Consider the following 11,820-nt stretch of genomic DNA (forward strand, 5'->3'; position numbering starts at 1 on the left):
TAAAAATGGTAATAAAGAAAAGTATATTAAGCAAGCTCTATGTAGTTGTGGTTTTAATGACGCTTTTCTTTGTGGTTATTATTTTTAGGGTTTTTAATCTTCAGTATGTTGACGGTGATAAGTATCGGAAGTTATCTCAGGAAAAAACGGTAAAAAATGACACGATTTTTGCTAATCGAGGTAATGTGTACGCTGCAGATGGTAATTTGTTAGCTACTTCAATGTCTAAATACACCATTCGTATGGATGTAATGGTGGTTCAATCAGAAGTTTTTGAAAAAAATATTAGAGCGCTTTCTGAAGCGTTGTCTAATATGTTAGGGAAATCAGCAAATTATTATCAAAAAAAGATAAGACAAGCAAAAAAACAAAAAAATCGTTATTTGTTAATTGCTCGTAATGTAGGGTATAACGATTGTATGAAAATGCGCGAGTTTCCGATTTTTAAAGAAGGGATATATCGAGGTGGGTTTATAGCAGAGCAAAGTACCGTTCGAGTGCATCCTATAGGTAAGATAGCTGCAAGAACTATTGGGTATGATAATAAAAAAGGAGGTGCAGGTATTGAAGGTGCATTTGCTGAGTATATGGAGGGTGAAAACGGTTGGCGATTAAAACAAAAAATTGCAAAAGGGCAGTGGCGACCAATTAATGATGTAAATGAAAAAGAGCCAATTGATGGTAGCGATGTTATAACAACTATTGATGTAAATATTCAGGATATTACGCATCATGCTTTGTTGAGTAGATTAGAGTATTTAGAGGCTGATCATGGTTGTGCAGTTGTGATGGAGGTTGAAACAGGTGAGGTGAAAGCGATTGCTAATTTAGGAAGAACATCAAAAGGGAAATATTACGAAAAAAGGAATTATGCGGTCTGGGAAAGTCACGAACCAGGGTCTACTTTTAAGTTGGCAAGTTTAATGGCTGCTTTAGAAGATAAAGTTGCGGACACGTCTGATGTTGTTGATTGTGAAAAAGGGAAAATATTTATAAACAATAGAAAGATAGAGGATAGTAAGGTAGGTGGTCATGGTAAAATATCTTTAGCACGAGTTTTTGAAGTTTCGTCAAATGTTGGAATTGTAAAAACAATTCAAAAGCACTATGATAAAAATCCAAAGAAATTTATTAAACGAATTAAATCATTTGGGTTGGATGAGTTAACAGGGGTAAAAATAAAAGGAGAAGGGAAGCCGTATATTCCAAACCCTTCAGAAAAAAGTTGGAGCCCAATTTCATTAGAATGGATGGCGTGGGGGTATGGTATTCATTTAACTCCGTTGCAAACACTAGCTTTTTACAATGCGGTTGCTAATAATGGAAAATTAGTGAAACCTTATTTTGTTAAAGAGTTAAGGGTTGGTGGAAAAGTTGAAGAGCGTTTCGGAACGGTGGTGTTAAAGGATAAAATAGCATCTCAAACAACTATAAATAAAGTGCGAAAAGTGATGGAGAATACAGTGCAAAATGGAACTGCAAAAAATGTGTATTCTTCAAATTTTTCAATGGCTGGAAAAACAGGAACTGCAAAAAAATGGATTCCTAAGCATAAGGATAAAAATGGTAAAACGGTGTATGGTCATTATTCAAATAAAAAATATGTAGCCTCTTTTGCAGGTTTTTTTCCTGCGAATAATCCTAAATATTCATGCATTGTGGTTGTGCATAGTCCTAAGAAAGAAAAAGGGTATTACGGTGCAATTGCAGCAGCGCCAATATTTAAAGATATTGCTCAGAAAATTTACACAACAACTCCGGTAAATAATCAGTTGGTGTCAGATAAAATAACTTCAAAGAGTATTGATAAGAGTTATCAAGATTATTATAGTAAGTTAAGAAAATATAAAACAATTATGCCTAGAGTAGTTGGTATGAGTGGTATGGATGCCGTGGCTTTGTTAGAAAACATGGGGTTAAAAGTTCGATTTTCTGGAATGGGAAAAGTAATTGAGCAGTCAGTAGATAAAGGGATGAAGATGAAGAAAGGGACAGTAGTTTATTTAAAAATGGCATAATTGAAAAATTTAAAAAACATATTATATAAGGTAGCTGTAAACGCAATTTACGGAAACACTGATGTGGATATTTGTAATATTCAGTTTGATAGCAGGTTGGTTCAGAATAACGACTTGTTTGTCGCGCAAAAAGGAGTTACGGTTGATGGGCATCAGTTTATAGAAAAAGCATTGAGTTTAGGAGCTACTGTAGTTGTTTGTGAAAATATTCCTGAAAATAAAAAAGTAGGAATAACTTATGTTCAAGTAAAGGATTCTAATGAGGCGTTAGCAGTTATGGCGGCTAATTATTATGAAAATCCAGCAACAAAATTACAGTTAGTAGGTGTTACCGGAACAAACGGAAAAACAACAATTACAACTCTTTTGTATCAATTATTTAAAAAAGCAGGATACAAAGTTGGTTTGTTGTCAACCGTTAAGATAATGGTTGGTGATAATGTTCATGCAGCAACACATACGACTCCAAATTCTTTAGCAATCAATAAGTATTTATCATTAATGGTTGATGCAGGTATTGAGTATTGTTTTATGGAGGTTAGTTCTCATGGAATCCATCAAAAGCGTACCGAAGGGTTACACTTTGTTGGCGGAGTTTTTACAAATCTATCACACGATCATTTAGATTATCATAAGTCGTTTGCAGAATATAGAGATGTAAAAAAATCGTTTTTTGATTCGTTGCCAAAATCAGCTTTTGCGTTGGTGAATTTAGATGATAAAAACGGACAAATAATGTTGCAGAATACCAAAGCTAATAAGCAAACATTTGCGTTAAAAACAGTAGGTGACTATAAAGCAAAAGTTTTAGAAAAACGTTTTTCAGGAAGTTTGTTAACAATAAATGGCGTTGAGGTTTGGACAAAATTGATAGGTGAATTTAATGCGTCTAATTTGTTAGCTATTTACGGTGTAGCAAATTTATTAGGCTTAGAAAAATTAGAAACCTTACGACTTATAAGTGAGTTAGAGAGTGTGGATGGTCGTTTTCAATATACTGTTTCAGAAGATGGTGTAACTGCAGTTGTAGATTACGCTCATACTCCTGATGCACTTAAAAACGTGCTGCAAACCATAAATGATATTCGTACAGGTAATGAAAATGTAATTACCGTTGTAGGGTGTGGTGGCGATAGAGATAAAACAAAACGCCCAAAAATGGCAATGATTGCTGCGCAATTAAGTAATCAGGCAATTTTCACTTCAGATAATCCAAGAACTGAAGATGCGCAGTTAATTATTGATGAGATGGAAGTTGGTGTGTCGGCCGAAAATTATAAAAAAACAATAGCTATTTTAAATAGAAAGCAGGCTATAAAAACAGCCTGTAAAATGGCGATAACAGGAGATATTATCTTGATAGCGGGAAAAGGACATGAAAATTATCAAGAAATAAATGGTGTAAAACATCATTTTGATGATTTAGAAGAAGTGGTAAACTGTTTCAAACAATTAAAAAACTCATAAAATGCTGTATTATATATTTCAATATTTAGAAAGTGAATTTAATCTTACAGGAGCAAGTGTGTTTCAGTTTATTACATTTAGAGCAGCAATTGCATTTATTCTTTCATTATTGATTTCAACCATATTCGGAAAAAAGATTATTAACTTTTTAAGGAAACAACAAATTGGCGAAACCGTAAGAGATTTAGGTTTAATAGGGCAGGTACAAAAAGCAGGAACTCCTACAATGGGAGGTGTAATTATAATATTAGCAACCCTGGTACCGGTACTTTTGTTGGCGAAATTAGAAAACATTTATATCGTTATTTTATTAATTACTACAGTATGGATGGGATTAATAGGGTTTACTGATGATTATATAAAAGTCTTTAAAAAAGATAAAGCAGGTTTAAAAGGTAAATTTAAAGTTTTAGGGCAAGTTGGGTTAGGAGTAATCGTAGGGTCTATGTTGTATTTTCATCCAGATGTAACAATTAAAGAACAGTTGCCAGCAACGCAACAAATAACACAAGTAAACGGAAAAGTAAAAGTGTTTGGCGAAGCTCACAAATCAACTAAAACGACAGTACCTTTTTTAAAAAATAACGAATTAGATTATGCTAAAGCATTTAGCTTTTTAGGTGATGGTTATGAAAAATATGGATGGATTATTTTCATATTCGTTGTTGTTTTTATTGTTACCGGAATATCAAATGGGGCAAATTTAACAGATGGTATTGATGGTTTAGCGGCAGGTACCTCTGCAATTATGGTTATCGCACTAGCAATATTTGCTTGGGTATCAGGAAATATCATTTTCGCAGATTATTTGGATGTAATGTACATCCCTAATTCTGGTGAAATGACAGTGTTTATTTTCGCTTTTGCGGGAGCTTTAATAGGGTTTTTGTGGTACAATACATTCCCTGCTCAGGTTTTTATGGGAGATACGGGTAGTTTAACTATTGGTGGAATTATTGCAGTTATTGCAATTGCTATTCGTAAAGAATTACTGTTGCCAATTTTAGCAGGGGTTTTTGTAATTGAAAATTTATCAGTAATCCTTCAAGTGTTCTATTTTAAATACACAAAAAAACGCTTTGGCGAAGGAAAAAGAATTTTTAAAATGGCTCCTTTACATCATCATTATCAGAAACTAAATTATCATGAAAGTAAAATAGTTACCCGTTTTTGGATTGTTGGAATCTTATTGGCAGTATTAACAATTGTAACCTTAAAATTACGATAAAATGAAAAGGTTAGTGGTTCTTGGTGGTGGAGAAAGCGGAGTGGGTACTGCAATTTTAGCAAAACAAAAGGGTTTTGATGTTTTTGTATCTGACAAAGGAAGTATTGCAAAAAGATATAAAAAAGTTCTTTTACAGCATGCAATTGATTTTGAAGAAAATCAGCATACCGAAAATAAAATTTTTAATGCTGATGTGGTGATGAAGAGCCCAGGTATTCCAGATACGGTAAACCTAATTCAAAAATTACGGTTACAAAAGATACAGGTAATTTCTGAAATCGAGTTTGCGGTGGCATTTACCAAGGCAAATATAATCGGAATTACAGGTTCAAACGGAAAAACAACCACAACAATGCTAACAGGTCACGTGCTTAAAAAAGCAGGTTTTAATGTTGGTGTTGGTGGAAATATAGGAGATAGTTTTGCGCAATTGATTGCTGAGCAAAATTATGAAGAATATGTATTAGAATTAAGTAGTTTTCAATTAGATGGAATTATAGATTTTAAACCACATATAGCAATTATAACCAATATATCGCCAGATCATTTAGATCGATATGATTATAATTATGACAAGTATATAGCTTCAAAATTTCGAATAACTAAAAATCAAACAGTAAATGATTTTTTAATATACGATGCAGATGATGAAGCAATACAAGGCTGGTTGAGTAAAAATAAAACTAACGCACAAAAAGTTCCGTTTTCAATTGAAAGAGAATTAGCATACGGAGTTTTTTTAAGACAAGATAAAATAATAATGAAATTAACAACAGAAGAGGTATTAATGAATGTTTCTGAATTAGGATTAAAAGGAAAACATAACACTAAAAATGCAATGGCAGCATCAATGGCAGCAACGCTGTTACAGGCAAGAAAAGAAACAATTGCAGAAAGTTTGTTAGATTTTGAAGGTGTTGAGCATCGTTTAGAAAACGTACAAAGAGTTAACGGAGTGCAATATATAAATGATAGTAAGGCTACAAATATTAATGCAGTATTTTATGCTTTAGAGTGTATGGATGCACCAACAGTGTGGATTGTAGGAGGTGTTGATAAAGGAAATGATTATACAGATCTTTTACCATTGGTAAGAGAAAAAGTAAAAGCAATCGTTTGTTTAGGGTTGGATAACCAAAAAATTATAGCCACATTTGGTAATGTAGTAGATGTTTTGGTTGAAACTGCAGGAGCTGAAGAAGCTGTTAAGGTGGCTAATAAAATAGCAGCTAAAGGAGATGTTGTTTTGTTGTCGCCAGCATGCGCTAGTTTTGATCTATTTGAAAGTTATGAAGATAGAGGTAGGAAGTTTAAAGAAGCTATTAAAAATTTATAAAACCATTCTGATTGATGATGAAAACCATCTTTCAACATATTAAAGGAGATAGAGCTATTTGGGCAATTGCAGCAGTGTTAGCAATTTTCTCATTTATGCCAATATATAGTGCAAGTACCAACCTAGTTTATGTGGTTGGTAACGGTTCTACATTTGGGCATTTGGTAAAGCATATTGTATTGCTAATTACTGGTTTTGCAGTAATTTATGGTGTGCATAAAATTCCGTACCGCTATTTTAGTGGAGGCTCTGCTTTAATGTTACCTGTTGTTGTGTTATTGTTGATATTCACATTGTCGCAAGGAACCACTATTGGTGGTGCCAATGCAAGTAGGTGGATTCATATACCGTTTGTAGGTATTGGTTTTCAAACCTCTACTTTGGCAGGATTAGTGTTAATGGTATATGTATCAAGGTATCTGGCGCAAAACAAAGAAAAAATAATAACTTTTAAAGAAAGTTTGTATCAACTATGGTTGCCAATAGCTTTTGTATTGGTTTTAGTCTTGCCAGCAAACTTTTCAACGACCGCTATTATTTTTTCAATGATTTTATTATTAACCTTTATTGGGGGGTATCCATTAAAATATATAGGGTATATTTTAGCAATGGGGCTTTTTTCTTTGTTGTTTTTTATTCTGGTAGCAAAAGCATTTCCTGATGCAATGCCCAATCGTGTAAGTACATGGCAAAGTAGGATTGAAGGGTTTTCAAAATCTGATGGAAAAGAAAATTATCAAGTAGAAAAAGCTAAAATAGCAATTGCTACTGGCGGATTAGTAGGTAAAGGGCCAGGTAAAAGTGTGCAAAAGAACTTTTTACCACAATCCTCTTCCGATTTTATATATGCAATTATTATTGAAGAATATGGGTTAGTAGGTGCAGTAATTGTAGTGTTTATTTATTTTATGTTGCTTTTCAGAATTTTAATTACAGCAAAAAAAGCAACTACTATTTTCGGTACATTAATGGTGTTGGGGGTAGGAATACCAATTGTTTTTCAAGCGATGATTAACATGGCGGTAGCTGTAAATATATTACCGGTAACGGGACAAACATTGCCGTTAATCAGTAGTGGAGGTACTTCTATTTGGATGACATGTTTTGCGCTGGGAATGATACTAAGTGTAAGTGCGTCAAAAAATGAAACAGAAGAAACAATTTTAGATGATAATCCTTTAGATATTTTACATGAAACAATCGATTAATGTTATAATAAGCGGTGGTGGAACTGGAGGGCATATCTATCCAGCAATAGCAATTGCAAACGAAATAAAATCTCGTTATCCAGCGGCTAATATTTTGTTTGTAGGCGCAGAAGATAAAATGGAAATGGAAAAAGTTCCGCAAGCGGGATATGCAATTAAAGGATTATGGATTTCAGGAATTCAACGAAAATTAACTGTTGAAAATTTACTTTTTCCAATAAAATTATTAAATAGTTTATGGAAAGCGTACAAAATTATTAGAAAATTTAAACCTGATGTAGCAATCGGTACAGGTGGTTTTGCAAGTGGTCCAACATTAATGGTTGCGGGAAGTAAGGGAGTTCCGACTTTGGTGCAAGAGCAAAATTCATTTCCAGGAATAACAAATAAATTGTTGAGTAAAAAAGCAATAAAAGTATGTGTTGCTTATGATGGTTTAGAAAGGTTTTTTTCGAATGAGAAAATTATAAAAACGGGAAACCCTGTTAGACAAGATTTACTTAGTATTGATACGAAAGTTGAAGAAGGGCAAAAGGCTTTTGGTTTAGATACAGCTAAGAAAACAATTTTAGTTTTAGGAGGAAGTTTAGGGGCAAGAAAAATAAATCAATTAATAGAGTCAAATTTAACATTTTTTAAAGAGCAAAATGTTCAGTTGATATGGCAGTGCGGTAAGTTGTATTTTGAAGATTATAAAAAATATAATGAATTAGAAAATGTGCAAGTGCATCAATTTTTAAATAGTATGGATTTAGCATATGCTTCAGCAGATTTTATAATTTCAAGAGCTGGTGCAAGTTCGGTTTCTGAACTATGTATAGTAGGTAAACCAACTATTTTTATTCCGTCGCCTAACGTTGCTGAGGATCATCAAACAAAAAATGCAAAGTCAATTGCAGATAAAGGTGGTGCAATCTTGATAAAAGAAAGTAAATTAACTACTTTTTCATCGATACTAGAAGCGTTGTTAAATGACCAAGAAAAGCAACAGAGTTTAAGTAAAAATATTAAAGCATTAGCATTGCCTAATGCAACGATTGATATAGTTAACGAGGTAGAAAAATTAATTATTTAGTGAATTTAAAAGCGATACATAACGTTTATTTTATAGGTATTGGAGGAATAGGAATGAGCGCTATAGCCCGTTATTTTTCAGTAAATGGAAAACAAGTGTTTGGTTATGACAAAACACCGAGTCCGATTACTCAAAAATTAGAGCGTATTGGGGTTAAAATTCATTTCGATGATGCTGTTAAAAATATAGCATTACCTTGTTTAGATAAGGAAAGTACGTTGGTTGTTTATACACCAGCAGTTCCGAAAGAACATCAAGAGTTAAATTACTTTAAAAATAACGGATTTGAAGTTTTAAAAAGAGCGGAGATTTTAGGAGAAATCACTAAAAACACCTTTTGTTTAGCCGTTGCAGGTACACATGGTAAAACAACAACGTCTTCAATTTTAGGACATATAATGCAGCCTGAAAAAGCAACTTCTTTTTTAGGAGGATTTGCAGAAAATTATAATTCTAACCTAATTTTAGGAGAGGACAAAATATCAGTGGTTGAAGCAGATGAGTTTGATAGATCGTTTTTAAAATTATCGCCAAATATTGCCTGTGTTACATCAATGGATGCAGATCATTTAGATATTTATGGTGAAAATGAAATGTTACAGCAATCATTCAGAGATTTTGCAAATAAAGTTTCTGATACTTTAATTATTGCTAAAGGTTTGCCTTTAAAAGGATTGACGTATGCGGTAAATGAATCAGCAGATTATAAGGCCTTTAATGTAAGAGTAGGCACAGGTAAATATGTTTTTGATGTACAAACACCAACATCAGTAATAAAAAATATTGAATTTCATTTGCCAGGGAAACACAATATGATGAATGCTTTGGCAGCAATAGCTATGGCAGATGTTTATGGATTGTCATTGATAAAAATAAAAGAGCAATTAAAAACATTTAAAGGGGTTCAGCGCAGGTTTTCGTATAAGATAAAAAGAGAAGACATTGTGTTAATTGATGATTATGCGCATCATCCAACAGAAATAAACGCAGTAGAGCATTCAGTGCGTGAAATGTATCCGAATGAAAAGGTGTTAGCGGTTTTTCAACCACACTTGTATAGTAGAACAAAAGATTTTATAAATGATTTTGCAGTAGCACTTTCTAAATTCGATGAAGTACTGTTGTTAGATATTTACCCAGCAAGAGAGTTACCTATTACAGGAGTTACTTCTTCTTGGTTATTAAATAAATTAACGATTAATAATAAAAAGTTGGTGGTTAAAGATAAGCTGGGTGAAGAAGTGCTAAAATCGGATGCAAAAATTATTACAATGTTAGGTGCGGGCGATATTGGTTTGTTGGTTGATGAAGTAAAAAGCAAACTGGAAAAAAAATACGCAAATTAAATATGAAAACAATAACAACATATTTATCTTTTCTGTTACTGTTGGTGTTTTTAGGCTTTTTATACGGGTTTACAAAGGGTAAAAACGAGGTGAAAAAAGTGAAAAAAACAGTGGTAGAGTTTGCTGCAGGTGATAATAACTTTTTGACACACAGTATGGTTGATAAATTGTTAATACAAAATAAAAAATTTGTTAAAAACCAACCAAAAAGAGTGGTAGATTTACACCTTTTAGAAGCGAATGTTTCTGCAAGTCCTTATGTTGAAAAAGCAGCTGTTTTTTTAACAATTAATGGCGTCTTAAAAACACTAATAAAACAGCGTAGCCCAATAGCTCGTGTTGTTAATAAAGGAGATTCTTATTATGTTGATAAGTACGGTGTTAAGATGCCATTGTCAGAAAATTTTTCAGCAAGAGTACCTTTGGTTTCTGGTATAAATGACAACAGTGATGTAACAGCATTAATAGGGCTAATAAAAATAATTGGAACGTATGATTTTTTAAAAAAAGAAATTATTGCAATCCAAAAAAATGCTTTAAACGAATATGTGTTTACGGTTCGAAGTGGAGATTATAAAATAATTTTCGGAAAACTTAAAAACGTAAATGTAAAATTTAAAAAGTTAATAGCTTTTTACAACAAAGCATTGATTGATAAAACAATTAAAAATTATAAGACAATAAATGTAAAATACCACAACCAAGTTGTGTGCACAAAACAAAAGCAAGATGGAGAATAATAAAATTTCAGTTGGTTTAGATATTGGTACTACCAAAATTGTTGCCATGATTGGTCGTAAAAATGAGTACGGCAAATTAGAAGTTTTGGGTATTGGTAAAGCTAAAAGTTTAGGTGTAAAACGAGGAGTGGTAAGTAATATTACACAAACAATCCAGTCGATACAGCAAGCAGTTGATGAAGCTCAAAGTGTTTCTGGGTTAACAATAGAGAGTGTTGTTGTAGGTATTGCTGGGCAACATATAAGAAGCTTACACCATAGTGATTATATAACCCGTACAAAGTCAGACGAAGTAATTGATGAAAGTGATATTGAAAGTTTAGTAGGGCAGGTACACAAATTGGTAATGTTACCAGGGGAGGAAATTATTCATGTATTACCGCAAGATTTTAAAGTAGATAGTCAGTCAGATATTAAAGAACCTATCGGAATGTACGGCGGTCGATTAGAGGCTAATTTTCATGTAGTTGTTGGGCAAGTTTCTTCTATCAGAAATATTGGTAGGTGCGTAAAAAGTGCAGGTTTAAATTTATCACACATCACATTAGAACCATTAGCATCATCATCAGCAGTTTTAAGTCAAGAAGAAAAAGAAGCAGGAGTTGCTTTGATTGATATTGGTGGAGGTACTACTGATTTAGCAATTTTTAAAGATGGTATTATTCGTCATACAGCCGTAATTCCCTTTGGCGGAAATGTAATTACTGACGATATAAAAGAAGGTTGTTCAATAATTGAAAAACAGGCCGAATTATTAAAGGTGAAATTTGGATCAGCATGGCCAGGAGAAAATAAAGAAACAGAAATAGTTTCAATACCTGGTTTAAGAGGAAGAGAGCCTAAAGAAATTACGCTTAAAAATTTATCAAAAATAATTCATGCTAGAGTACAAGAAATTATAGAGCATGTATATTTAGAAATAAAAAATTACGGACATGAAACTCAAAAAGGAAAACTAATTGCCGGAATTGTATTAACCGGAGGTGGCTCTGAATTAAAACATTTACGTCAGTTAGTAGAATATATTACAGGTATGGATGTGCGTATAGGTTACCCTAATGAGCATTTAGCAGGTGATTCAGATGATGTTTTATCAAGTCCTTCATACGCAACCGCTGTTGGTTTATTAATGGAAGGTTTAGAAAAAGATGTATGTGAAATAGAAGATGATGTTTTGGAGCAGCAACAAGAAATTGAGGAAAAAATAGCCGATGAAGAAGAAGCTAATGCGCCAAAAATTGAAGAAAATATAAAGGAAAGAAAAGTTAAATCGAAATCTTTCTTTGATAAGTTTACTGAAAAGTTTAAAGAATTTTTAGACAACGCAGAATAAAGAATATTAAATAAAATTAATCCTTTTTTGTCCCCTGAGAAAGGAGAGTAAAGTGAATAAAAAATTAAA

The 11,820-nt window shown here is 32.8% G+C and carries 9 protein-coding genes; all 9 read left to right on the top strand.

All coding sequences use genetic code 11. The features are described from left to right. Positions 1-5 precede the first annotated feature (5 nt). The 9 genes from Q4586_RS11485 to ftsA are packed head-to-tail and all read left to right on the top strand — an operon-like array spanning position 6 to position 11,751. A complete protein-coding gene (locus tag Q4586_RS11485; protein WP_303529092.1) occupies positions 6-2,018 on the top strand; it encodes a penicillin-binding protein in 2,013 nt (670 codons plus the stop codon). Next, positions 2,019-3,485 carry a UDP-N-acetylmuramoyl-L-alanyl-D-glutamate--2,6-diaminopimelate ligase gene (locus tag Q4586_RS11490; RefSeq protein ID WP_303529094.1) on the top strand — a complete coding sequence of 489 codons (1,467 nt, stop codon included), beginning with the start codon at positions 2,019-2,021 and terminating at the stop codon, positions 3,483-3,485. A gap of 1 nt (position 3,486) precedes the next feature. Further along, positions 3,487-4,713, top strand: coding sequence for a phospho-N-acetylmuramoyl-pentapeptide-transferase (gene mraY / locus Q4586_RS11495; protein ID WP_068701329.1), 1,227 nt, complete (start codon positions 3,487-3,489; stop codon positions 4,711-4,713). 1 nt (position 4,714) lies between these two features. Beyond that, positions 4,715-6,049 (top strand): UDP-N-acetylmuramoyl-L-alanine--D-glutamate ligase, encoded by a 1,335-nt coding sequence (gene murD, locus Q4586_RS11500; RefSeq protein ID WP_303529097.1) that lies wholly within the window; start codon positions 4,715-4,717, stop codon positions 6,047-6,049. Positions 6,050-6,066: 17 nt separating this feature from the next. Next, positions 6,067-7,257: an FtsW/RodA/SpoVE family cell cycle protein gene (locus Q4586_RS11505; protein WP_068701325.1), complete on the top strand. Its 1,191-nt coding sequence runs from the start codon at positions 6,067-6,069 to the stop codon at positions 7,255-7,257. Continuing rightward, on the top strand, positions 7,241-8,332 hold the full coding sequence (gene murG, locus Q4586_RS11510; protein ID WP_303529098.1) for an undecaprenyldiphospho-muramoylpentapeptide beta-N-acetylglucosaminyltransferase: 1,092 nt from the start codon (positions 7,241-7,243) through the stop codon (positions 8,330-8,332). The genes Q4586_RS11505 and murG overlap by 17 nt, the downstream gene beginning before the upstream one ends. Further along, the gene (gene murC, locus Q4586_RS11515; RefSeq protein WP_303529099.1) at positions 8,332-9,678 is read left to right on the top strand and encodes a UDP-N-acetylmuramate--L-alanine ligase; all 1,347 of its coding nucleotides are present in this window, start codon (positions 8,332-8,334) and stop codon (positions 9,676-9,678) included. The genes murG and murC overlap by 1 nt, the downstream gene beginning before the upstream one ends. Before the next feature lie 2 nt (positions 9,679-9,680). Beyond that, positions 9,681-10,418, top strand: a complete 738-nt coding sequence (locus Q4586_RS11520) for a cell division protein FtsQ/DivIB (protein ID WP_303529100.1) — start codon at positions 9,681-9,683, stop codon at positions 10,416-10,418. Then, positions 10,408-11,751 carry a cell division protein FtsA gene (ftsA, locus tag Q4586_RS11525; protein WP_068701317.1) on the top strand — a complete coding sequence of 448 codons (1,344 nt, stop codon included), beginning with the start codon at positions 10,408-10,410 and terminating at the stop codon, positions 11,749-11,751. Before Q4586_RS11520 ends, ftsA begins: the two co-directional genes overlap by 11 nt. Positions 11,752-11,820 lie beyond the last annotated feature (69 nt).

It is taken from the genome of Tenacibaculum soleae (assembly GCF_030549005.1).
Classification (GTDB): Bacteria; Bacteroidota; Bacteroidia; order Flavobacteriales; family Flavobacteriaceae; genus Polaribacter; species Polaribacter soleae.

What these genes read in the sequence shown, in the direction of transcription:
- Q4586_RS11520 (WP_303529100.1), top strand. Translation starts at nt 9,681, where the DNA reads ATGAAAACAATAACAACATATTTATCTTTTCTGTTACTGTTGGTGTTT.
- ftsA (WP_068701317.1), top strand. Translation starts at nt 10,408, where the DNA reads ATGGAGAATAATAAAATTTCAGTTGGTTTAGATATTGGTACTACCAAA.
- murG (WP_303529098.1), top strand. Translation starts at nt 7,241, where the DNA reads ATGAAACAATCGATTAATGTTATAATAAGCGGTGGTGGAACTGGAGGG.
- murD (WP_303529097.1), top strand. Translation starts at nt 4,715, where the DNA reads ATGAAAAGGTTAGTGGTTCTTGGTGGTGGAGAAAGCGGAGTGGGTACT.
- mraY (WP_068701329.1), top strand. Translation starts at nt 3,487, where the DNA reads ATGCTGTATTATATATTTCAATATTTAGAAAGTGAATTTAATCTTACA.
- Q4586_RS11485 (WP_303529092.1), top strand. Translation starts at nt 6, where the DNA reads ATGGTAATAAAGAAAAGTATATTAAGCAAGCTCTATGTAGTTGTGGTT.
- Q4586_RS11505 (WP_068701325.1), top strand. Translation starts at nt 6,067, where the DNA reads ATGAAAACCATCTTTCAACATATTAAAGGAGATAGAGCTATTTGGGCA.